Here is a 25,007-nt window from a genome sequence, read left to right on the forward strand (position 1 = left end):
AGCGGCTGCTAAGGTTAAGAAAACCCAAGGGTCAAACGCAGTTCATGCAGTGAAGTTTGCACGGCGAAGCCAACGCCGTAGGACAGGAGCAGGTCAATGGACACCGCTGCCGATATCCCCCCTGACGTCACGCGTCACACGCCGATTACCCGTCGCCTGGTGGTGGCGGTCGGCGTGCTGTTCGTAATGGGTGTCCTGATGGCTGTCGCCGCGCTGTTCAACATTGCGCAAAAGCTGGACGCGGACGACGTGGGCAAGACCCACTTCTACATTGAGCGCGCGCTCGAGAATCGCATCACCGCGTCGAAAAACTACATGGCCAGTTACGCCTACTGGACTACCGGCTATGAGCGTCTTAACGGCGAGGTCGATGTGCAATGGGCCTATGCCGAACAGAACATCGGCAAGACCCTGTTCACCAACGATGAATACGAAGGGGTGTTCGTCATCGACCGTGAACGCACCAAATATGCGGTGGTGCGGGGACAAAATGTCCAGGCAGAGGCGACGGCCTACATCGATACACCGCTGAGGGACCTTGTCGATCAGCTCCAGGCGCAACCGGACCTGACCAGGCCCATGATCCGCTACACCTTGTTCGAAGGCTGGCCGGCCATCGTCACGGCTTCGGTGATCCTGCCCAACGACGAACGTCCTCAGGTCGAGGCCAAGGGGACGTCGGTGCTGCTTTTTATCGACCAGCTGACGCCGGTCAAGCTTCGCAAGGTAGGCAAGAGCTACGGCCTGAACGAATTGAACCTGGTGAAAGATACGGCGCTGGCGCCCGGTCAGCCAGCCGTACCGCTGGATAGCACCGGTTACAGCCTGGTATCCCGGCTGGAGCGGCCAGGCCACCAATTGTTGTGGTCCCTGGTTCCGCCATTGGGCGGGGCGTTGCTGATCCTGGCGTTGCTCACCGCTTATTTTTTCCGCTATGCCATGCGTACCGCTCGACAGGTGGACGCCAGCTACGACAGCCTGGAAACCTCAAAGCAGGCGCTCCAGGCGAGCGAAGAACGCTTCCGTGCCGTGGCGGAGGCGGCGTCGGACTGGATATGGGAAATCGACAGCCAGCAGCGCATCACCTATCTGTCGGGGCGCTTCAACACCGTTACCGGTTTTTCCGATCAGCAATGGCTGGGACAGGACATCGAACAGTTGCTGTATTGCGACACCACGCCGATTGCCTTGTGGCTGGGCAAACTGGTCGAAGAACAGAATGCCAGCAACCTGCGGTGTTCCTACCGCGACCATTCCGGACAGTTGCGATTTTGTCGGGTATCGGCGCGGCCGATCTACGACAAGGCCGTGGTAACGGGCTATCGCGGCACCGCCAGCGACATCACCGATGAAGTGGCCGCCCACGCCCAGGTCCAGCATCTGTCGATGCACGATGCGCTGACCGGCTTGCCGAATCGAAACAAGTTGGCCCGGCACCTGGACGATGCATTGCTTGCCAAGGAGCATTCCGTACCGCTGGCCTTGCTGATGGTGGATCTGGATAACTTCAAGCCGATCAACGATTCACTGGGCCACCCGGCCGGCGATGCGGTGCTGCTGGAAGTGGCACAGCGCCTGCGCGACTGCACCCGAGAGCACGATCTGGTGGCGCGCCTGGGTGGGGATGAGTTCGTGGTGGTGCTCAGCGGAGTGGAGCACTCCACCGAAATCGACCGGTTTTGCGCACGGCTGATCGACAGCCTGCAGCAACCGATCCATTACGAGACCCATTCGTTGCACATTGGCGCCAGCATCGGCATTGCCGTAAGCCGGCGCCAAGGTTATCTGCCGGGCGAGTTGATCCGTTGCGCCGACATCGCCCTGTACCAGGCCAAATCCGAGGGCAAGAAGACCTGGTGCTACTTCGCCTCGCACATGAACGATCAGATCCAGCATCGTCGCCAGCTGGAAAGCGACCTTCGCCAGGCATTGAAGAAAAATGAGTTCGTCCTGCATTTTCAGCCTCGCTATACCGTGGATGGCAAGACCATCGTCGCTGTCGAGGCGCTGGTCCGTTGGCAACATCCGACCCAAGGCTTGCTGGGGCCCGACGCGTTTATCCCGCTGGCCGAGCAAACCGACCTGATTGTCCCGCTTGGGCGTTGGGTGTTACGCGAGGCCTGCGAAACCGCGTTGACCTGGCCGGGCGAGCTGATGGTCTCGGTCAACCTCTCGCCTGCGCAATTCGAACGCAGCGATGTGGTCGAGGACGTGCGCCAGGTATTGATCGAAACCCACTTCCCGGCGAGTCGCCTGGAGCTGGAAATCACCGAGAACGTCATGCTGAACGATGTGGACGGTGCGCTCCAGGTCATGAATGCGCTCAAGGAGCTGGGGGTGCGCCTGAACATGGATGATTTTGGTACCGGCTATTCGTCGCTCGGTTATTTGCGCACCTATCCGTTTGATGGCATCAAGATCGACAAGCGCTTCATCGCCTCCATGAGCAACAGCAGCAACGACCGCGCCGTGGTCCAGGCGATCATCAACCTGGGCAAGGCCATGGGCCTGACGGTCACCGCCGAAGGTGTCGAAACCCTGGCCCAACTGGGTACGCTGGGCTCGGATGAATGCCACGAAGTGCAAGGGTATTTTCTCAGCCGCCCCATCGACAAGCAGGCGTTCGCGCATCTGCTGGAGAGCGCTCCACCCCTGTCGAAAACCGGTTCCTGAGCGGTTGTTGCAACCTCCGCGGCTTGTCATCGGTCACAGCTAGTACTTTGGTTTTTCGAGTTGCCTGCCCATGAAAAAGCTGCGAATCGCGACCTTCAATATCAACGGTATCCGGGCTCGGCTGCCCAACCTGCTGGAGTGGCTGGAGCGGGAGAAACCCGACATCGCCTGCTTGCAGGAGTTGAAGGCTGCCGATAAGGATTTCCCGGCGGCGGAGCTTGAGTCGGCCGGTTACGGGTCGATCTGGCACGGCCAGGCTTCCTGGAATGGCGTCGCGATCCTGGCCCGCGATGCGCAACCGCTGGAAAGTCGGCGCGGCCTGCCGGGCGGAGAGGAAGACAGTCACAGTCGGTATATCGAGGCAGCCGTGCATGGCGTCCTGGTAGGTTGCCTTTATCTGCCCAACGGCAATCCGCAGCCTGGTCCGAAGTTCGACTACAAGCTGGCATGGTTCGAGCGGCTGATCGATTATGCCCAGGGACTACAAGCCAGCGATCACCCGGTGGTGCTGGCGGGCGACTACAATGTCGTGCCCACCGACTTCGACATCTACAACCCACGCTCCTGGCTCAAGGATGCCCTGTTGCAGCCGGAAAGTCGCGAGCGGTACCAGCGCCTGCTGGACCAGGGCTGGACGGATGCACTGCGACATCTCTACCCGCAAGAACGGATCTATACGTTCTGGGACTATTTCCGCCAGCACTGGCAAAAAAACTCCGGGCTACGTATCGACCACCTGTTGCTCAACCCTGCCGCCAGTGCCTACCTGAGCGAGGCGGGGGTGGATGCCTGGGTCAGAAACCAGCCACACCCCAGCGACCATGCCCCGACGTGGATTCGTCTGTCTTCGCGCAAGCACCGTTGAAGCCGCCGGATCATTGTCCACCCAGGGGAAATGCCTTATACCTGTGCCAACGGCGGGGTGCCTGCACAAGCCCTGCACCTGAACAGGAAAGGACACCCCATGAACCAACCTCGACTGAGTGATTGCGGTCGTTATCTGCGGCGCCTGGGTTTCGACACGGCGCCACCCCCGACGCTCGATTCGTTGCGCCAGTTGCAGTGGCGTCATACGGCCGAGTTCCCCTTCGAAACCCTCGCGACGCTGCTGGGGCAGCCGGTGCCGATCGACCTTGAGTCGGTGGAACGAAAAATCTTCGAGCAAGGGCGCGGCGGTTATTGCTACGAGCTCAATCAGCTATTCCTGGCCCTTTTGCAGGACCTGGGCTTCGAGGCCCGCGGCATTACCGGGCGAGTAGTGATGAACGCACCTGAAGGCGCCTGGACCGCACGCACCCATCGCTTGAGCCTGGTGACGCTTGACGGCGTGCGCTATGTAACCGACGTCGGCTTCGGTGGCATGGTGCCGACCGCGCCACTGTTGCTGGACAGTCGCGAGGTCCAGGCCACTCCTCACGAGCCATACCGCATCGAGACCACTGAAGACGGCTACATGCTGCGCGCCAACGTAGGGGGCGAATGGCGGCCGATGTACCTGTTCGACCTGCAGCGCCAGGAAGAGATCGATTACATCGTCGGCAATTGGTACGTCTGCAGTCATCCGGATTCCCCGTTCAAGGACCGGTTGATGGTCGCCCGCACGGGTGACGGTTTGCGCAAGACCCTCAACGGCAACAGCTATGCCGTGCACCAGATCGGGCAGGAAAGTGAGCGACGCACAATCATGGACGTCGACGAGTTGATCGACCTGCTGGAGACGGAGTTCGGGCTGCGGGTGCCGCCACGGGAACTGCTGCGGCCGGCGCTGGAAGGGCTGATAGCGCGAAGTTGAAGGCAATCTGGTTCGGGATTTGCAACCTTGTCCGTGATCCGTGTGCAACAAGTTGTATACAACTCTATGGACATTTGTCCTAAGTTTTGAATACAGTGTGCGCATAACAAAAAACAGGGAACCCCCGAACCATGAAAACGCCCCATGTTTCACTCCCACGGCCCGAGGACGAAAACCTTGGCGTCGGCGCGAATATGGCTTACGGCCTGCAACATGTGTTGACCATGTACGGCGGCATCGTCGCGGTGCCCTTGATCATCGGCCAGGCGGCCGGCTTGTCGCCGGCGGACATCGGTCTGCTGATCGCCGCGTCATTGTTCGCGGGAGGGCTGGCGACGTTGCTGCAAACGCTTGGCTTGCCGTTCTTTGGCTGCCAGTTGCCGCTGGTGCAGGGCGTTTCGTTCTCCGGCGTCGCGACCATGGTGGCGATCGTTGGAACCGGCGGGGAAGGGGGCTTCCAGGCCATCCTTGGTGCGGTAATCGCGGCGTCCCTGATCGGCTTGTTGATCACTCCAGTATTCTCGCGCATTACCCGGTTCTTCCCGCCGCTGGTCACCGGCATCGTCATCACCACCATAGGCCTGACGCTGATGCCGGTGGCGGCGCGCTGGGCCATGGGCGGCAACAGCCACGCCGCGGATTTCGGCAGCATGGCGAACATCGGCCTGGCTGCGCTGACCCTGGTACTGGTGCTGGTACTGAGCAAAATGGGCAGTGCGACGATTTCCCGCCTGTCGATCCTGCTGGCGATGGTCATCGGCACCGTCATCGCGGTATTCCTCGGCATGGCGGATTTTTCGTCCGTCAGCGAAGGCCCGATGTTCGGGTTTCCAACGCCGTTCCACTTCGGCATGCCGACTTTCCATATCGCGGCGATCCTGTCGATGTGCATCGTGATCATGGTGACGCTGGTGGAAACCTCCGCTGACATCCTGGCGGTGGGGGAAATCATCGACACCAAGGTCGATTCCCGCCGTCTGGGCAATGGTCTGCGAGCCGATATGCTGTCGAGCATGATCGCCCCGATCTTTGGCTCCTTCACCCAGAGTGCCTTTGCCCAGAACGTCGGGCTGGTGGCGGTGACCGGTATCAAGAGCCGTTTTGTCGTGGCAACTGGCGGGATATTCCTGGTGGTGCTCGGGCTGCTGCCGTTCATGGGGCGGGTGATCGCCGCCGTGCCGACCTCGGTGCTAGGTGGTGCTGGTATCGTGCTGTTCGGTACGGTTGCCGCCAGTGGTATCCGAACCCTGTCGAAGGTTGACTACCGCAACAACGTCAACCTGATCATCGTCGCCACTTCCATTGGCTTCGGCATGATCCCGATCGCCGCACCGAACTTCTACGACCATTTCCCCAGCTGGTTCGCGACGATCTTCCATTCGGGGATCAGCTCTTCGGCAATCATGGCAATTATCCTGAACCTGGCGTTCAACCATTTCACCACCGGCAACTCCGACCAGCAGTCAGTTTTTGCCGCCGGTACCGAGCGGGTGCTGCGCTACCAGGACCTGGCTGCACTGCGTGAAGGCGACTATTTCAGCGACGGAAAATTGCATGACTGCGACGGCAACGAGATTCCAGTGGTGGCGGAACCCGCCCACTCGTCGGAAGAGCACGGCCCGGTGCGGCTGAAGAGCAGCGAGCACGTCTGATCTGGCGATCGCCAAGGAGTGGAAACAAAAGCAGCCGGTGATCATCGATCACCGGCTGCTTTTTTATGACCCTGAACGGACTACCAGCGACCGTAATGGCCGCGCGGCGGGCCATCGTAATAGCCCCGTGGTGGCCCGTAATACACCGGCGCCGGGCGATAGTAGACCGGGCGCTCGATGTATACCGGTTGCGGCGCGTAATAGACCGGTGGCGGTTGTTGCACATAGACAGGTTGTTGCACATAGACCGGTTGTGGCTGGACATACACCGGTTGCTGGACATAAACCGGTCGGTCGCGGCTGATGAGCGCGGAGCCGACAATGGCCGAGCCGACGATTGCACCAAACACCGCGGGACCCTCCCAACCACCGCGACCATGGGCGGATGCCTGGCCGGTGACCGCGAGTGCCCCCACGAGCAGGGCGATAATGGGAAGTTTGCGTTTCATGGCGATTCCTCGTTCCGGCCCCGGCGCCTGTGGCCTGCGACAGACCCGATTAAGGGGCGCGGGGATACTTGCTCTGACAGCGATTTTCCCAGGATTTGCACCGCCGTTGGGTAAATATTGTGTAAGGTCTGTGGCTGATTTTTTTACAGCGGATGGCGAGTCGCTGCGCTGCGCCCGAGGTCTGAGCATCGAACAGGACCGGTCGGTACGGCGATCGCGTTTATCCGAAAGTGTTTCAAGGAGACGAGCATGCAGATGAACCCCAACAAAGATACCCAGCTGTGCATGTCACTATCGGGGCGCCCGGGCAACTTCGGCCTGCGCTTTCATAATCACCTCTATGAACAACTGGGCCTGAATTTCTACTACAAGGCGTTCAGCAGTCGCGACCTGCCGGGTGCGGTGCGTGGCATTCGCGCCCTGGGCATCCGTGGATGTGGCGTGTCGATGCCGTTCAAGGAGGCCTGCATCGCCCTGGTCGATGAGTTGGATCCTTCCGCCGCCGCGATCCAGTCGATCAACACCATCGTCAACACTGACGGCCATTTGAAGGCCTACAACACCGACTATATTGCCGTCGCCCAATTGCTGCAGACCCATGCCGTACCCAAGGATTCGACTTTCGCCCTGCGTGGCAGCGGCGGCATGGCCAAGGCGGTCGCCAGTGCCTTGCGCGATGGCGGCTATAAAAATGGCCTGATCGTCGCCCGCAACGAAACCACCGGCCGAGCCCTGGCCGACTCCCTGGGATACGAATGGCAAGCCGAGCTGGGCGATCGCCGGCCACAAATGCTGATCAACGTGACGCCGATCGGCATGGCCGGCGGTCCTGAAGCGGACCACCTGGCGTTCGAGCCCGATGCCCTCGAGGCAGCCGAGACGGTATTCGACGTGGTGGCGATTCCGTCGGAAACGCCGTTGATCGTCCGGGGCCGGGCAGAAGGCAAGCGGGTCATCACCGGGCTGGAGGTGATCGCGATCCAGGCCTTGGAGCAGTTTGTGCTGTACACGGGCGTGCGGCCCAACCTGGAGCAATTCGACAAGGCCGTGGCTTTCGCCCGGTCCTGATTACTCCAGGCGCGCCAGACGCTCCTCCAGCGCGGCGATCCGCGCTTCGAGCTCTTCAAGGCGTTCCAGTGACACGCCGCTGCCGGCGCCACTGCGTTCTACCGGGTGCTGGCGAGCGGCGAGGATGGCCTCGATGTCCGCGGGGTCGCCCATGGCGTGCACGTAGCGGTCTTCACGCTGGCCAGCCTGGCGCGGCACCAGCAGCGCCAGGCCTCGGGCGATGAGGCGCTCAAGCTGATGCACGACCTGCTCGGTGTCTTCGAAATCATGCATGCGGCCGCTGCGGGTCAGCAGTTCATTGACGGTCTGTGGGCCGCGCAGGAACAGCAATCCCATCAGGATCACCTGGGCCGGCACCAATTCCAGCGCCTTGTCGACCCGGTGCTCCCAGCGGTCGGCGCGGCTGCCCATGACCAGCCGGGTAAAACCGCGGCCTTCCAGGGCCCGCGAGCTCTGGCCGACCTGGCCCGGACTGAGATTCGTCACCGGTTCGCGACTGGTCTTCTGGTTGCAGGCCAGCACTAGCGCGTTGAGGGTGAGAGGGTAGGTCTCGGGGTTGGTGGCCTGTTTTTCGATCAGGGCACCAAGGATGCGGATTTCCGTGCTGTTGAGCCGTGGTTCTTCGGCCTGGCTTTGTTCTTCGATGCTCATTGCGCGTTTCCCTATGCCGTGGAAGCCGCCTAGCCTAATCCTTGCGTAATAAAAGACAAGGAGCGCAACAAGCCGTGGCTATAATCGCCGACGTTTGATTTGTTTCCTCCTACCACCCGCATGAGATCGCCATGACTATTTCCCTGTACGCCGCCTCCGTCCCGGTTTTCAAACAGATGCTCAACGCCCTGAGTGATGTGCTGAACAAGGCCGAAGCCCACGCCACCGCGAAAAACATCGATCCGAACGCTTTCCTGCAAGCACGCCTGTTCCCGGACATGTTCCCGCTGGTGCGTCAGGTGCAGATCGCCGTCGACTTCGCCAAGGGCGTGTCCGCGCGCCTGGCCGAGATCGAAGTGCCGAAATACGACGACAGCGAGACCACCTTCGCTGAGCTGCAAGCGCTGATCGCCAAGGTGCTGGCCTTCATCGACGGCATCAGCCCCGAGCAGATCGATGGCAAGGAAGGCATTGAAATTGTCACCCGTCCGGGCACCCCGAAGGAAAAACGCTTCAGCGGTCAAACCTACCTGCTGACCTACGGCCTGCCGCAGTTCTTCTTCCATGTCACCACCACTTATGCACTGCTGCGTCACAATGGCGTGGAAGTAGGCAAGCGCGATTACATGGGCGCGTTCTAAACCCGCGAGCATGAAAAAGCCCGGGACGGTGTGAGCCGTTCCGGGCTTTTTTGTGGCTGTCAGTTCCGCAGCGTCTGTTCCATCGCTATCGCGAGCAAGCTCGCTCCCACACTGGATTGATGTTTGTCGCAAGAACCCTGTGGGAGCGAGCCTGCTCGCGATGAAGACGCACGGTTTATGCAGTACGCCGCGCCCGCTCTTCTTCACCCAGGCAAGCCGCCGCCGTGAACAGCACATCCGTGGACGAGTTGAGCGCGGTTTCAGCTGAATCCTGCAGCACGCCGATGATGAACCCCACCGCGACCACTTGCATGGCGATTTCGCTGGGGATGCCAAACAGGCTGCACGCCAGGGGAATCAACAACAGCGAACCGCCGGCGACCCCGGACGCGCCGCAGGCGCAGATGGCGGCGACGACACTGAGCAGCACGGCCGTGGGCACATCCACCACGATGCCCAGGGTATGTACGGCCGCCAGCGTCAACACGGTGATCGTAATGGCGGCCCCGGCCATGTTGATGGTGGCGCCCAGCGGGATCGAGACCGAGTAGGTATCTTCGTGCAGGCCGAGGCGCTTGCTCAGCTCCAGGTTCACGGGAATGTTGGCCGCCGAGCTGCGCGTGAAGAACGCGGTGATGCCGCTTTCACGCAGGCAGGTGAACACCAGCGGGAAGGGGTTGCGACGCAGTTTCCAGAGCACGATGAGCGGGTTGACCACCAGTGCCACGAACAGCATGCAGCCGATCAGCACGGTCAACAGGTGCAGGTAACCGAGCAGCGCACCAAAGCCGGAGGTGGCCAGGGTCGAGGCTACCAGGCCGAAAATACCCAGCGGGGCGAAGCGGATGACCAGCCGCACAATCACGGTCACGCCATTGGACAAGTCTTCGAGTACGGTGCGCGTGGTTTCGCCGGCATGGCGAATGGCAATACCCATGCCGATGGCCCAGGCCAGGATGCCAATGAAGTTACCGTCCATCAGCGCTCGAACGGGGTTGTCCACCACGCTGAGCAACAGGCTCTGCAGCACTTCACTGATCCCGCCGGGCGCGGTAACGGCAACGTCCTGGGCGCTCAGCACCAGGCTCGAGGGAAACAGCGTGCTGGCAATGACCGCGACCACGGCCGCAGCGAAAGTGCCCAACAGATAAAGGAAGAGGATTGGACGGATATGGGTTTCCTGGCCGTGCTTATGGTTGGCGATCGACGCCATGACCAGTACGAACACCAAGATCGGCGCCACGGCCTTGAGCGCCGACACAAAGACCTTGCCGATGAACGCCGTGGATTTCGCCACGTCAGGGGCCAGCCACGCCAGGACAATGCCGGCGATCAGGCCGATGACAATTTGCGTCACCAGGCTGGTGCGTTTGAAGCGGTGCAGAAGGGAAGAGGACACAGCAGTCATGACGGTATCTCTGATTTTTTATGTGCAACGGTCCGTCAATCAGGGCAACAAGCGGGCAGGCCACATGATCGGGACCGTAAAGAGTGTGGAGCATTTGCAGGCCGCGGACTTTATCACAGCCCGGCGAAAAATCTGACGGACCTGTGACGATCCGTCACCTGCCTGTTTATCTGCTTTTTTCTAACGGCCCCAATCTGTTAGGCTTTGCCACTCTCACTTCATTTGTTTTCCAGCGGGCCCTTGGGCTAACGCTGGTGTCGTCGTTTTGTTGGAGTTCTGCATGCTGTTGTCCATCTTCCTGTTGTCCGCCGCCGGCTTCACGGTGTTGACCACGGAATTCATCATTGTCGGCCTGTTGCCAGCCATCGCCCGGGACCTGCAAGTCACCATCCCTCAGGCTGGACTGCTGGTGACTTTGTTCGCGTTTACTGTCGCGGCGTTCGGGCCGTTCCTGACCGCGTGGTTTGCCCGTGTCGAGCGGCGTCGGCTGTTTATCAGCGTGCTGGTGATGTTCGGCCTGGCCAACACTTTGGCGGCGCTGGCGCCGAACATCTGGGTCATGGCCATTGCCCGGTTGGTCCCGGCTTTGGGCCTGCCGGTATTCTGGGCGTTGGCCAGTGAAACCGCAGTGGACATCGTCGGGCCGCAGTTTGCCGGGCGAGCCATCGCGCGGATCGGCTTCGGTATCGTCTGCGCCACGGTATTCGGCATTCCGGTCGGCACCCTGATCTCCGACGCATTCGGCTGGCGCAGCGCTTTTGCAATCCTGGCGGTCATCGCGTTTGCCAAGGCGCTGCTGCTGTTTATCTACCTGCCGAAAACCAATCTGCACCAGCACCAAGTGAGCTTTCGCTCGCAATTCAAGATCCTGCGCAGCCCCCTGATGCAGGGGCATGTGCTGCTGTCGATCCTGGTATTCAGCGGCATGTTTACCGCCTATACCTATCTGGCGGATATCCTCGAACGCCTGGCCGGGTTCGACGGTACGCTCGTGGGTTGGTGCCTGATGGGCTTCGGGGCCGTGGGCCTGCTCGGCAACTCCCTGGGGGGGCGCGCGGTAGACCGGCATCCGCTGATCGCCTCAATGGTGTTCTGCCTGTTCATGATCGGCGGCATGGTGGCGCTGGTGCCGAGCATTCATTCGACGCTGGGGTTGGCCGCCGCGATGGGTATCTGGGGCGTGACCCAGGCGGCGCTGTTCCTGGTCAGCCATGTGCGGCTGATGAAAGCGGCCCCTGAAGCGCCGGCGTTTGCTGCTTCGCTGAACATCGCCGGGGCCAACCTGGGCATTGGCCTGGGGGCGTTGGTGGGCGGCCGAGTCATCGATACTCTGGGCCTGGGCAGCGTCGGTTTCGCCGCGGCCGGATTCATCCTGGTATCGATCCTGCTGGCGCTGTTGCTGATGACGTTCAAGCCGCGCAATGCCTGCGCTGATTGCTAGGCGCTGAACAGCTCGCGGCGTGCCCCTTCGGCAATTGCGACGATGCCAGGGTGGCTGACCTTGCGTTCCACGGAAATGGCGTAGAACGACTCGCTCACTGCCTCGGTCTGGCCGATGACCTGCACCCCATATTGCCGCTTGACCTCTTCGGCAATCACGCTGGGACCGATAAAAATCCCGCTGCCTGACTGGCCGAATGCCTGCATCAACGCGCTGTCGTCGAACTCGCCGACAATCCGCGGCTGGATCTGCTGTTCGGCGAACCAGCGTTGCAGGCGGCTGCGTACGACGGTTTCCGGTCCCGGGATCAGCAGCGGGGCGTCATGCAGGCCATGGGGAAAATCCCGCCCATGACGATCGGCCAGCGCGGCGGTGGCAAAAAAGCTGATCCCGCATTCTCCAAGTTTCTGGCTGTAGCCCTTGATATCCAGGTGAGTCGGCATCGGGCTGTCGGAAATCACCAGGTCCAGGCGTTGGATTGCCAGGTCCGCCAGCAGCCGTTCGAGCTTGTCCTCGCGACAGGTGATACGCAGTGGCTCGCTCAGTTCCATGGTCGGGGCCAGCAGCCGATAGACGATGGACTTGGGCACGACATCCGCCACCCCGACCCGAAACAGTGTCTGCTGCTCGTTGGGCTGGGCGCGCAATATCAATTCCAGTTCACCGCCGAGTTGGAACATGTGTTCGGCGTAAGGCAACGTCTGGCGACCGGCTTCTGTCAGCTCCAACTGGCGCCCGACGCGCTGGAACAATTTGATGTCGTAGGTTTGTTCGAACAGGGATATCTGCCCGCTGATGGTTTGCGGGGTCAGGTTCAATTGCTCGCAGGCGCGCACGATGCTGCCGGTTTTTGCCACCACCCAGAAATAATGCAGCTGTCGGTAATTGAGCATGGTTTTCGCCGATTCGTAAAAACCGAAGTATAACCGCTGAAAATACGAATTTTCCTGAAGTATCTGCCTCTCTAGAATGCCGGGCCATCGGTGAGCCATCTTTGTGCTCCATCCATTTTCTGAAGAGGCACTGTCCATGACGTATAAATCCTTGGGTCTTGCAGCCTTCCTGTCGCTGTCATCGATAGCGCTCGTGGGTTGTGAACAGGCGGAAAAAAGCGCCCAGCAGTTGGCCCAGCAACTTAAGGAACAAGCAGTCGAAACGGCCAGGCAGGCAATCGACGATACTCACAAAGCTGCCGAGCAGGCCATCAGCGAGGCTACTGGTGGGCTGATAAGCCCCAAAAAAGAGCCGGAGAAAGACGCTGAAGAATCCGAATCCTCCACCAAGACCATCTAACCCCGTCATATCGAGTCAGGACTGACCCATGGATTATCTGTTACAGCTTGCCGCCAGCCCCACCGCCTGGATTGCCTTGGCCACCCTGGTCGTCATGGAAATCGTGCTTGGCATCGACAACCTGATCTTCATATCGATCTTGACCAACAAGCTGCCCGAGCAGCATCGCGCCAAGGCGCGGCGGATCGGTATCGGCATGGCGCTGATCCTGCGCCTGGGCCTGCTGAGCACCATCGCGTTCATTGTGCAGTTGACGGAACCGGTCATTGAAATCCTTGGCCAGGCCTTTTCCTGGAAAGACATGATCCTCATCGCCGGTGGCCTGTTCCTGTTGTGGAAGGCGACCACCGAGATCCATCACAGCATGGACCCGGCGCCGAACGATCCCAAGTCGGCCACATCGGGCGTGACCCTCGGGTTCGCTGCTGCGATCGGTCAGATCCTGATGCTCGACCTGGTGTTTTCCATCGACAGCATTATTACCGCGGTGGGTATGACCGAACACTTGCCGATCATGATCATCGCCGTGGTGGTTTCGGTGCTGGTGATGCTGCTGGCCGCCGAGCCGTTGGCGAAGTTCATCAATGACAACCCCACCGTGGTCATGTTGGCCCTGGGCTTCCTGATCATGATCGGCATGACCCTGATCGCCGAAGGTTTCGGTGCCCATGTGCCCAAGGGCTATATCTACGCGGCCATGGCCTTCTCGGCGGCGATCGAGGTGTTGAACATGCTGTCCCGACGCGCCAGGGAGAAAGCGCTCGTCGACAAAGCCTGATACCAGGCAGACAAAAGCCGCCTGGGTCCAAGGCCCGGGCGGCTTTTTCATGCGCGGCGATAATGTCAGTGTGCGGTGGCGTGGCGCCTGGCGGGTTTGGAGGGCCGTTTCGCTTGAGGGGGAGGTGCGTGATGATGGCGCCGGGCGATCCGCATTACGCCCCACAACATGGCGGTCGCTACGCTCAGCCAGCCAAATATCAGCATCAGAATAGTCGTCGTCAGGCTCATCTGTGCCTCCTTCAGCCCGGACTCGGGCAATGCACTCATTACAATGGACAGTCTAGCCGCTCGAGTGTTACGAGCAGTCGATCGCCGGCAGTGGCGACGGATCGGTTCGTTCTATCGCGGTTGTGAAACCCTTGCTTGTGGCTATACCCAGGCGGGCGCGCACTTTATGATCGTCGGCCCAATCCCGGCCCGGATGCCGGGTCTGCCTGAACAAGAGAGTCATTAATGGTGCCGGTAATTTCATCTTTTCGATCACTGGTAGTGGCGCTGACCTGCGCCGCCGTCCTGGCGGGGTGCGCGGGGGGCGTATCGCCGCAGATAAAGCGTCTGCCCGAGCGGGTCGAACTCAACAGCGTGCCGTTCTTTCGCGGCGAGATGTATCAGGGCGCGCCGCAATCATTGGCGGCCTTGTTGACCTTGCAAGGAACGGTCATCACGCCCGGGTTGCTGGAGAAACCGTTACACCTGCCCGGTGGCGAGGCGCGTTTGCAGCAGAGTCTGCAAACCCTGGCACGTGAATACGGACTGGTCGTCTATCCCCTCGACCATGAGCTCGCGGCGTTGCTCGAACAGGTGGCGGCGGGTTATCCCGTGCTGTTGCGCTACACCGAGGGTTCGGCGTTCTGGTCCGGGCCACGCTACGCGATCCTGGCTGGCTACAACCGACAAAAACGTACCGTGCTGCTGCGGTCGGGGATGAACCGGCGGTCGTTGATGAGTTTCGATGCATTCGAATCGGCGTTCAAAGGCGCGGGCGGTTGGGCGGTGTTGATCCAGCAACCCACGCAACTTCCGGCCAACGTTGACTCCCAGCGCTGGCTGAAGGCCGCTGACGAGTTGGCCGGGGCAGGGCAGGAACAGGCCGCCGCGCGGGCCACCAAGGCGCTGGGCTCCGCACGCTGAGTCGCGTCCCCGTTCGTCAGCTCTCGGGCACGACCTCGCATGTCTCGGGTTCTTAACGTCAGGGCCTGGAATTTCCGGGCCATGATTCAAGGAGGCAACCATGGCACAGTCGAAAACACCATCAGGGCCGCATTCTTCCGAACATTCATCCGGTGATGATGACTTGGGATTCGATCCGGACTCGCCGGATCTCGACGATCCGCAAGTGGACCCGGTAGGGCCGGCCAAGGCGCCCCGGGACGAGGAGGATGAGGAGCCACCTTCTTCGAGAGCCTATGACCCACTGGGTAACCTTAAGCCCTGACGAAAATAGCCCCGACGAGTCGGGGCTATCTGTTTGCGCCTGGCCGAATTATTTTGACGCTTCTACCACGCCACTCTGGCGGCTCTTGAGGTTCTTGGCGGCCTTGTATTGCAAGGCCACGGCCGGGACACTGGCGCTTTTGCCTGTCTCGACCCAGCTGCGAATACGGCTGGCATCGGCAAAATGAGTGTATTTGCCGAACGCGTCGAGAATCACCAGCGCCATCGGACGATTACCCATTTTTGTCACCAGCACCAGGCAATGACCGGCTTGGTTGGTGAAGCCGGTCTTGGTCAACTGAATGTCCCAGTTGGCCTTGTGGACCAGATGATCGGTGTTGCGAAAGCCCAGGCTGTAGGCCGGCTTGCGGAACGTCACGGTCTTTTCCTTGGTGGTACTCAATTCGCTCAGCAATGGATACTTGCGAGCGGCGATCAACAGCTTGGTCAGGTCCCGGGCGGTCGAGACGTTGTGAATGGACAGGCCAGTGGGCTCGACATAGTGGGTGCTGGACATGCCCAGCGCCTTGGCCTTGGCGTTCATCGCCGCAATGAACGCCGCGTAGCCGCCCGGATAATGATGGGCGAGGCTGGCGGCGGCGCGGTTCTCCGACGACATCAGGGCGATCAGCAGCGTGTCCCGGCGTGACAGTTCGCTGTTGAGCTTGACCCGGGAAAACACACCTTTCATTTCCGGCGTGTTGGCGATGGTCATGGAGATGTATTCGTCCAGGTTCTGCTTGGCGTCCAGCACGATCAGTCCGGTCATTAACTTGGTTACCGATGCGATCGGCACCACGACGTCCGGATTGCTCGAATAGACCACCTTGTCCGTCTGCAGGTCCAGCAGGATCGCACTGCCGGAGGCGACCTGCAGTTTTGAAGTGTCTCGTGGCGGGGCAATGGTTTCCTGCGCGCTGATGTTCTGCGTGATGAAGGTGCCCGTGAAAAGGAAAAACAGGCTGAGGATCGAAAGACGGATTTTCACGCGAGTAGACTCGATGGAGTTGAAGGTGCTGTCGAGCAGCGGCTTGTTGAAAAAGCGCCGCATTTTAGGAGTATGGGCGACGCCAGCGCTATATGCCTGTGCCGTCGGGGCGCATCAATAAATAAAGTTTAATGAAGGCGATTCTGGCGAATCGGATCTGAAAAATTTGTAAATTGGCAGATTCGGGGGCGCGCTGCACGGGCCAACGTTCGCCGATCAGGGATCAGATGACAAAATACTGTGGGAGCGAGCCTGCTCGCGATAGCGGTGTCTCTGCCAGCATTGATGTCGGCTGATCCCAAGCTATCGCGAGCAGGCTCGCTCCCACAGGGTTTGTGGCTGAGTTGAAACGGTTAATCAGCTATGCAGCGTCTCGGCCGCATAAAGGGTGTTTTCCAGCAGGCAGGCCCGGGTCATCGGTCCTACGCCGCCGGGTACCGGCGTGATCCAGCCGGCGCGGGGCAGGGCGGTCTCATAGACCACGTCGCCCACCAGCTTGCCGTCGTCCTGGCGGTTGATGCCGACGTCGATGACGATGGCGCCTTCCTTGATCCATTCGCCTTTGACCAGGCCCGGCTTGCCGGCGGCCACCACCACCAGGTCAGCCCGACCGACGTGGCCCGCCAGGTCCTTGGTGAAGCGATGGGTCACGGTGACGGTACAGCCAGCGAGCAGCAATTCCATGGCCATCGGCCGGCCAACGATGTTGGAGGCGCCCACGACCACGGCGTCGAGCCCGTAAAGATCCACGCCGGTGCTTTCCAGCAAGGTCATGATGCCCTTGGGCGTGCACGGGCGCAGCAATGGGATGCGTTGGGCGAGGCGACCGACGTTATAAGGATGGAAACCGTCGACGTCCTTGTCCGGGCGGATACGCTCCAGCAGTTTAGAGGCGTCAAGGTGTTCGGGCAGCGGTAGCTGGAGCAGCACGCCATCGATGTTCGGATCGCCATTGAGGCGGTCGATCAGATCGGCCAGCGCTTGCTGAGTGGTTTCGGAAGGCAGGTCGTAGGCCTGGGAAAGGAAGCCGACCTCTTCACAGTCTTTACGCTTGTGCGAGACATAAACCTGAGAGGCAGGATCGCTGCCGACCAGGATCACCGCAAGGCCGGGCGTGCGCAGGCCTTGCTGGCGGCGCTCGGTGACTCGTTGGGCGATCTGCTGGCGCAGGCTGGCGGCGATCGATTTGCCGTCGATAAGTTGTGCAGTCATTGCGCGTGGTTAACCATCGAGAGGGGAAAAAAAGAGAACGCATTCTCGCATGCCAAGGCTTGAGGGCAAAGGCGCTTGGTCTGCAAATTCCCCTAAGCCCTTTAATTAAATGAATTTTTTTTAAAAAAGAGTTGACGACCTATCGGGCCGTCTATAACATTCGTCGCACTTGTCGGGCACAGCCTAGCACTGGTTAAGAAGGTTGAGCGGAGTTGGTAGTTTAAACTCGGCAAAACTGAAAGCACTTAGTTTGTAATCGTCCAAGAATACAGATTAAAAAGGCGCCCGTAGCTCAGCTGGATAGAGCATCCGCCTTCTAAGCGGATGGTCGCAGGTTCGAGTCCTGCCGGGTGCGCCAATTAGGCAGCTTTGGCACAAGTAACGCTACAAGGCAATATGGTGGGCGTAGCTCAGTTGGTAGAGCACGGGATTGTGACTCCCGTTGTCGTGGGTTCGATCCCCATCGTCCACCCCATATTCTAGAAAGGCGCCAGATCTAACAATCTGGCGCCTTTGCTTTAAAAGCTTGATACGCGGATGTGGTGGAATTGGTAGACACACTGGATTTAGGTTCCAGCGCCGCAAGGTGTGAGAGTTCGAGTCTCTCCGTCCGCACCATACAAGTCGCTATTTAATTAGCAGAGAACGGCGCAGAACCTGAGAAGGGGCTGCGCCGTTTTTGTTTTCACCGGTTACGTGTCGGCGTCGCTCCTTGGGGCGCGCGCGGCGGCAGTGTTCGCGATTGTGTTTCGCGATGATACTCGGCATGCCCGTCGGTCTTTTTATAAAAGGCCGCATGCCAAGCGCGCGGTTGCGGTACTTCTATATAGGGAGGTGCTGCGCAGAGCCTTGGCGGTGATCGACTGTATTAGCAAACCGGGCGGGGCATGAACCATGGCCCTGCTTATAAATTCGGCGTCTGTTTCCTGCGTGTTTTCAGTAGGGTGACTTCTTGAGTTTGACCTACTAGAATGCATGCCCTTGATTCTGGGGTCGGAAACGCCCGGCCAACGTCTGTGCAACGAGGAATATCCATGCAAGTTTCTGTTGAAAATACTTCTGCTCTTGAGCGCCGCATGAGCATCACCGTGCCAGCTGAGCGTATCGAGACTCAGGTCAACAAGCGTCTGCAGCAGACTGCCCAAAAGGCCAAAATCCCAGGTTTCCGCCCAGGCAAAGTGCCAATGAGCGTGATCCGTCAGCGTTACGAAGCTGATGCGCGCCAGGAAGCCGTGGGCGACGTGATCCAGTCTTCGTTCTACGAAGCGGTGGTCGAGCAGAAGCTGAACCCGGCTGGCGCTCCCTCCGTCGAGCCTAAAGTGCTGGAAAAAGGCAAGGACCTCGAGTTCGTTGCCACGTTTGAAGTGTTCCCCGAGTTCACCGTCGCCGGTTTCGAGTCCATTGCCGTCGAGCGCCTGAGCGCTGACGTTTCGGATGCCGACCTGGACAAGATGCTCGACATCCTGCGCAAGCAGAACACCCGTTTCGAAGCCACTGATCGTGCCGCCCAGAACGAAGACCAGCTGAACATCGATTTCGTCGGCAAGGTCGACGGTGAAGTGTTCGCTGGCGGTTCCGCCAAGGCTACCCAGCTGGTGCTGGGCTCCGGTCGCATGATCCCGGGCTTCGAAGACGGCCTGGTTGGCGCCAAGGCTGGCGAAGAGCGCGTTCTGAACGTGACCTTCCCAGAGGACTATCAGAACCTGGATCTGGCCGGCAAAGCCGCCGAATTCACCGTGACCGTCAACAGCATTTCCGAGCCTAAGCTGCCTGAGCTGAACGAAGAGTTCTTCGCCCAGTTCGGTATCAAGGAAACCGGTCTGGAAGGTTTCCGCGCCGAAGTTCGCAAGAACATGGAGCGCGAGCTGCGTCAGGCCATCAAGTCCAAGGTCAAGAACCAGGTCATGGACGGTCTGCTGGCCTCCAACCCGATCGAAGTGCCGAAGGCTCTGCTGGACAACGAAGTGAACCGTCTGCGCGTGCAGGCCGTTCAGCAGTTCGGTGGCAACATCAAGCCTGACCAACTGCCCGCCGAACTCTTCGAAGAGCAAGCCAAGCGCCGCGTCGTGCTGGGCCTGATCGTCGCTGAAGTGGTCAAGCAGTTCGAACTCAAGCCTGACGAAGCCCGCGTTCGCGAGCTGATCCAGGAAATGGCCTCGGCTTACCAAGAGCCTGAGCAGGTAGTGTCCTGGTACTACAAGAACGAGCAGCAGCTGAACGAAGTCCGTTCGGTTGTGCTGGAAGAGCAAGTTGTGGATACTGTTCTGCAGAAAGCTAGCGTGACCGACAAAGCGGTCTCTTACGAAGAAGCGGTCAAGCCGGTGGAAGCTCCACAAGCCGATTGATGGTTCTGCGGTAAGAAATACACACCATAAGCCAGCCTTCGCGCTGGCTTATGCGTATTCAAGACATAACTATTTGGGAGTGACTGCGAGACATGTCCCGCAATTCTTTTTATCAGCAGAGCTCTGACATCCAGGCCGCAGGCGGCCTGGTCCCTATGGTTATCGAGCAGTCCGCCCGTGGCGAACGTGCCTATGACATCTATTCGCGTCTGCTCAAGGAGCGAGTGATCTTTTTGGTAGGTCCGGTAGAGGACTACATGGCCAACCTGATCTGTGCACAATTGCTGTTCCTTGAAGCCGAAAACCCGGACAAGGACATCCATCTCTATATCAACTCCCCGGGCGGTTCGGTGACGGCGGGAATGTCGATCTACGACACCATGCAGTTCATCAAGCCTAACGTTTCGACGACCTGCATCGGTCAGGCGTGCAGCATGGGTGCGTTTTTGCTGACCGCCGGTGCCCAAGGCAAGCGTTACTGCCTGCCGAATTCCCGCGTGATGATTCACCAGCCTTTGGGCGGTTTCCAGGGCCAGGCATCTGATATCGAAATCCATGCCAAGGAAATCCTCTTCATCCGCGAGCGCCTCAACACGTTGATGGCCAAGCACAGCGGGCGCACGCTTGAAGAAATCGAGCGCGATACCAATCGCGACAATTTCATGAGCGCTGAAGCCGCACGTGAATATGGTCTGATCGATGAAGTGATCAGCCAGCGCCCCGCTTAAAATAAGCAGCTCAAAATAAGGTTGATCGGCAGGTCCGATCATCTGCGGGCTTGAAAAAGCCCGCAATTGCCTTCATCTTGTGTTGCAAGCCTATCGGATTTGGATCGATCGAATGACTGACACCCGCAACGGCGAGGACAACGGCAAACTGCTCTATTGCTCCTTCTGTGGCAAAAGCCAGCATGAAGTACGCAAATTGATTGCCGGCCCCTCGGTCTTCATTTGCGACGAGTGCGTCGACCTGTGCAATGACATCATCCGCGAGGAGGTGCAGGAAGCCCAGGCCGAAAGCAGCGCGCATAAGTTGCCTTCGCCCAAAGAAATCAGCGGCATCCTTGACCAGTATGTAATCGGTCAGGAGCGCGCGAAAAAGGTACTGGCCGTAGCGGTGTACAACCACTACAAGCGCCTGAACCAGCGTGACAAGAAGAATGACGAAGTCGAACTCGGCAAGAGCAACATCCTGCTGATCGGCCCGACAGGCTCGGGTAAGACCCTGCTTGCCGAAACCCTGGCCCGTTTGCTGAACGTTCCGTTCACCATCGCCGACGCAACCACCCTCACCGAGGCGGGTTATGTGGGTGAGGACGTCGAGAACATCATTCAGAAACTGCTGCAGAAGTGCGACTACGACGTGGAAAAGGCCCAGATGGGCATTGTCTACATCGATGAAATCGACAAGATTTCCCGCAAGTCCGACAACCCGTCCATCACCCGGGATGTTTCCGGCGAGGGCGTGCAGCAGGCCTTGCTCAAGTTGATCGAAGGCACGGTCGCTTCCGTTCCGCCACAAGGCGGTCGCAAGCACCCGCAGCAGGAATTCCTGCAGGTCGACACACGTAACATCCTGTTCATCTGCGGTGGTGCGTTCTCCGGCCTGGAAAAGGTCATCCAGAACCGTTCCACCCGTGGCGGTATCGGCTTCAACGCCGAGGTTCGCAGCAAGGAAGAGGGCAAGAAGGTCGGTGAATCCCTGCGTGAAGTCGAGCCTGACGATCTGGTCAAGTTCGGCTTGATTCCGGAATTCGTCGGTCGTCTGCCGGTCCTGGCGACACTGGACGAGCTGGATGAAGCTGCGTTGATGCAGATTCTGACCGAGCCGAAAAACGCCCTGACCAAGCAATATGCCAAGCTGTTCGAAATGGAAGGCGTAGACCTCGAATTCCGTTCCGACGCGCTGAAATCCGTCGCCAAGCGTGCCCTGGAGCGTAAAACCGGTGCCCGTGGGTTGCGTTCGATTCTCGAAGGCGTATTGCTCGATACGATGTACGAAATCCCCTCGCAATCCGAGGTGAGTAAAGTCGTCATCGACGAAAGCGTCATAGAAGGCAAGTCCAAGCCACTGTATATCTACGAAAACAGTGAGCCGGCTGCCAAGGCTGCGCCGGACGCATAAGTGTCCCGCTGTCGGAATAAAGGAGGGGCCTTCGGGCCCCTTTGCTATTAGCGCGTTTTAGACGTGTCTTAGCGCTTGTTTTTTTTGAAAGCTGCCCCCATCTTGGTTTCAAGCTTACTTCCATCTGTTCACGGCCTTACGGCCGCCGTAGAGGCGAAATCATGAAGACAACCATCGAATTGCCTCTCCTGCCATTGCGCGATGTCGTGGTATATCCGCACATGGTTATCCCGCTGTTCGTGGGGCGCGAGAAGTCCATCGAAGCCCTCGAGGCCGCGATGACGGGTGATAAGCAGATTCTTCTGATCGCTCAGAGAAACCCTGCCGACGATGATCCCGGTGAAGACGCACTTTATCGCGTAGGTACGATTGCAACGGTCCTGCAACTGCTCAAGCTTCCTGACGGCACCGTCAAGGTCCTGGTCGAGGGCGAACAGCGCGGGGCGGTCGAGCGTTTCAGCGAAGTGGACGGGCATTGCCGTGCCGAGGTGTCGCTGATCGACGAAGTCGAGGCGCCGGAGCGTGAGTCGGAAGTTTTTGTCCGCAGCCTGCTGTCGCAGTTCGAACAGTATGTGCAGTTGGGCAAGAAGGTGCCTGCCGAGGTCCTGTCGTCGCTCAACAGCATCGACGAGCCAGGACGCCTGGTCGATACGATGGCGGCGCACATGGCCCTCAAGATCGAGCAGAAGCAGGAAATCCTCGAGATTATCGAGTTGTCGGCGCGTGTCGAGCACGTACTGGCATTGCTCGACGGCGAAATCGACCTGCTGCAGGTTGAAAAACGCATTCGTGGTCGCGTCAAGAAACAGATGGAGCGCAGTCAGCGTGAGTACTATCTGAATGAGCAGATGAAGGCCATTCAGAAAGAGCTCGGCGATGGCGACGAAGGTCACAATGAAATCGAAGAGCTGAAGAAGCGCATCGATGCCGCTGGCCTGCCAAAGGATGCGCTCGCCAAGGCCCAGGCCGAGCTGAACAAGCTCAAGCAGATGTCGCCGATGTCTGCCGAAGCCACCGTGGTGCGTTCCTACATCGACTGGCTGGTCCAGGTGCCGTGGAAAGCCCAGAGCAAAGTCCGCCTGGACCTGGCGCGTGCCGAGGACATCCTCGATGCGGACCATTACGGCCTGGAAGAGGTCAAGGAACGCATCCTTGAATACCTCGCCGTGCAGAAACGCGTGAAGAAGATTCGTGGCCCGGTCCTGTGCCTGGTCGGTCCTCCGGGTGTCGGTAAGACTTCCCTGGCGGAATCGATCGCCCACGCCACCAACCGCAAATTTGTGCGAATGGCGCTTGGCGGGGTGCGTGACGAGGCGGAAATTCGTGGGCATCGCCGCACGTACATCGGTTCCATGCCAGGAAGATTGATTCAAAAGATGACGAAGGTGGGTGTACGCAACCCGCTGTTCCTTTTGGATGAAATCGACAAGATGGGCAGCGATATGCGTGGTGATCCTGCGTCTGCGTTGCTTGAGGTGCTCGATCCCGAGCAGAATCACAATTTCAACGATCACTATCTGGAAGTCGACTACGACCTCTCCGACGTGATGTTCCTGTGCACCTCCAACTCAATGAATATCCCGCCAGCGTTGCTGGACCGGATGGAGGTGATTCGTCTGCCGGGCTACACCGAAGACGAGAAGATCAACATCGCCGTCAAGTACCTTTCGCCCAAGCAGATCCAGGCCAACGGCTTGAAAAAGGGTGAGCTGGAATTTGACGAGGAGGCGATTCGCGACATCATTCGTTACTACACCCGTGAAGCCGGTGTGCGTGGTCTCGAGCGGCAGATCGCCAAGGTCTGCCGCAAGGCGGTCAAGGAGCACGCGCTGGAAAAACGCTTCGCGGTCAAGGTGACATCCGACCTGCTGGAGCACTTCCTCGGTGTGCGCAAGTTCCGCTACGGGCTCGCCGAGCAACAGGACCAGATCGGTCAGGTGACCGGCCTCGCGTGGACGCAGGTCGGCGGCGAGTTGCTGACCATTGAAGCCGCCGTGGTTCCGGGCAAGGGCCAATTGATCAAGACCGGTTCCCTTGGCGATGTCATGGTGGAGTCGATCACCGCGGCGCTGACAGTTGTGCGCAGCCGTGCGCGCAGCCTGGGCATTCCCCTGGATTTCCATGAGAAGCGGGACACGCATATCCACATGCCGGAGGGGGCTACACCCAAGGATGGACCGAGCGCCGGCGTGGGCATGTGCACCGCCCTGGTTTCTGCATTGACCGGCATTCCGGTGCGTGCGGATGTCGCCATGACCGGTGAAATCACCCTGCGTGGCCAGGTCTTGGCGATTGGCGGCCTGAAAGAAAAACTTCTGGCAGCTCACCGTGGCGGGATCAAGATTGTGATCATTCCGGAAGAGAATGTCCGTGATCTCAAGGAAATTCCCGACAACATCAAGCAGGATCTTCAGATCAAACCGGTTAAATGGATTGACGAAGTCCTGCAAATTGCGCTGCAATACGCGCCGGAGCCCTTGCCGGATGTGGCTCCGGAGATTGTCGCAAAGGAAGAAAAGCGAGAGTCTGACTCTAAGGAAAGAATTAGCACGCATTAATACGCATTTGCCTGGGGGGCTTCCTTGACAGTTTTTTAGAGCCCTTGTTATAAAGCGGCTCTTAAGTGTCTGCAGGCCATTCAGCACTCGTTTTTGCTTTCACCAAAAAAACTTAGAATCATCTCAAATAGATATAAGGGGACTTAGAGTGAACAAGTCGGAACTGATTGATGCTATCGCTGCATCCGCTGATATCCCGAAAGCTGCTGCTGGCCGTGCGCTGGACGCTGTAATCGAATCCGTCACTGGCGCTCTCAAGGCTGGCGACTCTGTTGTTCTGGTGGGTTTCGGTACTTTCTCCGTTACCGATCGTCCAGCTCGTGTTGGTCGCAACCCGCAGACTGGCAAGACGCTGCAAATCGCCGCTGCCAAAAAGCCAGGCTTCAAAGCTGGTAAAGCGCTGAAAGAAGCCGTCAACTAAGGTTTCATTGAGTTTATCCGGGTCGGGGTCATGCCTGGCTTGGCAGCGGAGCGGTAATGCAGCCGGCACAAACGGGC

General features: G+C 59.3%; 22 protein-coding genes and 3 tRNA genes. 19 read left to right on the top strand and 6 right to left on the bottom strand.

All coding sequences use genetic code 11. The features are described 5' to 3' along the window. Positions 1-96 precede the first annotated feature (96 nt). The 4 genes from J3P89_RS09185 (at position 97) to J3P89_RS09200 (ending at position 6,117) form a co-directional block, all read left to right on the top strand. Positions 97-2,673: a bifunctional diguanylate cyclase/phosphodiesterase gene (locus J3P89_RS09185; RefSeq protein ID WP_434697332.1), complete on the top strand. Its 2,577-nt coding sequence runs from the start codon at positions 97-99 to the stop codon at positions 2,671-2,673. Between the two features lie 70 nt (positions 2,674-2,743). Beyond that, complete coding sequence (gene xth, locus J3P89_RS09190) at positions 2,744-3,538, top strand: exodeoxyribonuclease III (protein ID WP_434697333.1); 795 nt, start codon at positions 2,744-2,746, stop codon at positions 3,536-3,538. A 99-nt stretch (positions 3,539-3,637) separates the two neighbouring features. Further along, positions 3,638-4,465 carry an arylamine N-acetyltransferase family protein gene (locus J3P89_RS09195; RefSeq protein WP_434697334.1) on the top strand — a complete coding sequence of 276 codons (828 nt, stop codon included), beginning with the start codon at positions 3,638-3,640 and terminating at the stop codon, positions 4,463-4,465. A gap of 131 nt (positions 4,466-4,596) precedes the next feature. Then, entirely contained in the window at positions 4,597-6,117 is a 1,521-nt protein-coding gene (locus tag J3P89_RS09200; protein ID WP_434697335.1) for a nucleobase:cation symporter-2 family protein, read from the top strand. Positions 6,118-6,197: 80 nt separating this feature from the next. Here J3P89_RS09200 and J3P89_RS09205 read toward each other — a convergent pair whose 3' ends face one another. Further along, positions 6,198-6,566, bottom strand: a complete 369-nt coding sequence (locus J3P89_RS09205; RefSeq protein ID WP_434629937.1) for a hypothetical protein — start codon at positions 6,564-6,566, stop codon at positions 6,198-6,200. 249 nt (positions 6,567-6,815) lie between these two features. Between J3P89_RS09205 and J3P89_RS09210 the strand changes: the two genes are divergently transcribed. Beyond that, positions 6,816-7,634: a shikimate 5-dehydrogenase gene (locus J3P89_RS09210; RefSeq protein WP_434697336.1), complete on the top strand. Its 819-nt coding sequence runs from the start codon at positions 6,816-6,818 to the stop codon at positions 7,632-7,634. On the opposite strand, the gene J3P89_RS09215 is transcribed toward J3P89_RS09210, so the two are convergent. After that, positions 7,635-8,285, bottom strand: coding sequence for a YceH family protein (locus J3P89_RS09215; RefSeq protein ID WP_434697337.1), 651 nt, complete (start codon positions 8,283-8,285; stop codon positions 7,635-7,637). It lies immediately after the preceding gene. A gap of 131 nt (positions 8,286-8,416) precedes the next feature. On the opposite strand from J3P89_RS09215, the gene J3P89_RS09220 reads away from it, so the two are divergent. Beyond that, entirely contained in the window at positions 8,417-8,926 is a 510-nt protein-coding gene (locus tag J3P89_RS09220) for a DUF1993 domain-containing protein (RefSeq protein WP_434573173.1), read from the top strand. Between the two features lie 175 nt (positions 8,927-9,101). On the opposite strand, the gene sstT is transcribed toward J3P89_RS09220, so the two are convergent. Beyond that, on the bottom strand, positions 9,102-10,334 hold the full coding sequence (gene sstT / locus J3P89_RS09225) for a serine/threonine transporter SstT (RefSeq protein ID WP_434601272.1): 1,233 nt from the start codon (positions 10,332-10,334) through the stop codon (positions 9,102-9,104). A gap of 280 nt (positions 10,335-10,614) precedes the next feature. Between sstT and J3P89_RS09230 the strand changes: the two genes are divergently transcribed. Continuing rightward, on the top strand, positions 10,615-11,775 hold the full coding sequence (locus J3P89_RS09230; protein WP_434697338.1) for an MFS transporter: 1,161 nt from the start codon (positions 10,615-10,617) through the stop codon (positions 11,773-11,775). Here J3P89_RS09230 and nhaR read toward each other — a convergent pair. After that, complete coding sequence (gene nhaR / locus J3P89_RS09235; protein ID WP_434697339.1) at positions 11,772-12,668, bottom strand: transcriptional activator NhaR; 897 nt, start codon at positions 12,666-12,668, stop codon at positions 11,772-11,774. The two genes, J3P89_RS09230 and nhaR, sit on opposite strands and share 4 nt — an antisense overlap. A 136-nt stretch (positions 12,669-12,804) precedes the next feature. On the opposite strand from nhaR, the gene J3P89_RS09240 reads away from it, so the two are divergent. The 4 genes from J3P89_RS09240 (at position 12,805) to J3P89_RS09255 (ending at position 15,283) form a co-directional block, all read left to right on the top strand. Beyond that, positions 12,805-13,068 (top strand): hypothetical protein, encoded by a 264-nt coding sequence (locus J3P89_RS09240; RefSeq protein ID WP_434697340.1) that lies wholly within the window; start codon positions 12,805-12,807, stop codon positions 13,066-13,068. 28 nt (positions 13,069-13,096) lie between these two features. Beyond that, positions 13,097-13,846 carry a TerC family protein gene (locus J3P89_RS09245; RefSeq protein ID WP_434573180.1) on the top strand — a complete coding sequence of 250 codons (750 nt, stop codon included), beginning with the start codon at positions 13,097-13,099 and terminating at the stop codon, positions 13,844-13,846. Positions 13,847-14,301: 455 nt separating this feature from the next. After that, complete coding sequence (locus tag J3P89_RS09250; protein WP_434697341.1) at positions 14,302-14,979, top strand: peptidase C39 family protein; 678 nt, start codon at positions 14,302-14,304, stop codon at positions 14,977-14,979. 100 nt (positions 14,980-15,079) lie between these two features. Then, the gene (locus J3P89_RS09255) at positions 15,080-15,283 is read left to right on the top strand and encodes a DUF6021 family protein (protein WP_305500075.1); all 204 of its coding nucleotides are present in this window, start codon (positions 15,080-15,082) and stop codon (positions 15,281-15,283) included. A 48-nt stretch (positions 15,284-15,331) separates the two neighbouring features. Here the strand turns inward: J3P89_RS09255 and pbpG are convergent, their stop codons facing one another. After that, positions 15,332-16,270 (bottom strand): D-alanyl-D-alanine endopeptidase, encoded by a 939-nt coding sequence (pbpG, locus tag J3P89_RS09260; RefSeq protein WP_434656803.1) that lies wholly within the window; start codon positions 16,268-16,270, stop codon positions 15,332-15,334. A gap of 357 nt (positions 16,271-16,627) precedes the next feature. After that, the gene (gene folD / locus J3P89_RS09265) at positions 16,628-17,482 is read right to left on the bottom strand and encodes a bifunctional methylenetetrahydrofolate dehydrogenase/methenyltetrahydrofolate cyclohydrolase FolD (protein ID WP_434697342.1); all 855 of its coding nucleotides are present in this window, start codon (positions 17,480-17,482) and stop codon (positions 16,628-16,630) included. Between the two features lie 281 nt (positions 17,483-17,763). On the opposite strand from folD, the gene J3P89_RS09270 reads away from it, so the two are divergent. The 8 genes from J3P89_RS09270 to J3P89_RS09305 all read left to right on the top strand — a co-directional run bounded on the left by J3P89_RS09270 (position 17,764) and on the right by J3P89_RS09305 (position 24,930). Continuing rightward, positions 17,764-17,840 (top strand) — tRNA-Arg (locus tag J3P89_RS09270). 41 nt (positions 17,841-17,881) lie between these two features. After that, positions 17,882-17,957, top strand: a tRNA-His gene (locus tag J3P89_RS09275). A 58-nt stretch (positions 17,958-18,015) separates the two neighbouring features. After that, a tRNA-Leu gene (locus J3P89_RS09280) sits at positions 18,016-18,100 on the top strand. A gap of 416 nt (positions 18,101-18,516) precedes the next feature. Further along, entirely contained in the window at positions 18,517-19,827 is a 1,311-nt protein-coding gene (gene tig / locus J3P89_RS09285; RefSeq protein WP_434573186.1) for a trigger factor, read from the top strand. Between the two features lie 92 nt (positions 19,828-19,919). After that, complete coding sequence (gene clpP / locus J3P89_RS09290) at positions 19,920-20,555, top strand: ATP-dependent Clp endopeptidase proteolytic subunit ClpP (protein ID WP_030140021.1); 636 nt, start codon at positions 19,920-19,922, stop codon at positions 20,553-20,555. A gap of 112 nt (positions 20,556-20,667) precedes the next feature. Further along, positions 20,668-21,951, top strand: a complete 1,284-nt coding sequence (gene clpX / locus J3P89_RS09295; RefSeq protein WP_024778305.1) for an ATP-dependent Clp protease ATP-binding subunit ClpX — start codon at positions 20,668-20,670, stop codon at positions 21,949-21,951. 161 nt (positions 21,952-22,112) lie between these two features. Further along, the gene (lon, locus tag J3P89_RS09300; RefSeq protein ID WP_305500081.1) at positions 22,113-24,509 is read left to right on the top strand and encodes an endopeptidase La; all 2,397 of its coding nucleotides are present in this window, start codon (positions 22,113-22,115) and stop codon (positions 24,507-24,509) included. A 148-nt stretch (positions 24,510-24,657) separates the two neighbouring features. Further along, positions 24,658-24,930 (top strand): HU family DNA-binding protein, encoded by a 273-nt coding sequence (locus J3P89_RS09305; RefSeq protein WP_008077714.1) that lies wholly within the window; start codon positions 24,658-24,660, stop codon positions 24,928-24,930. The last annotated feature ends 77 nt before the right edge of the window (positions 24,931-25,007 follow it).

This window comes from Pseudomonas sp. Z1-14, assembly GCF_051132005.1.
Taxonomy (GTDB): domain Bacteria; phylum Pseudomonadota; class Gammaproteobacteria; order Pseudomonadales; family Pseudomonadaceae; genus Aquipseudomonas.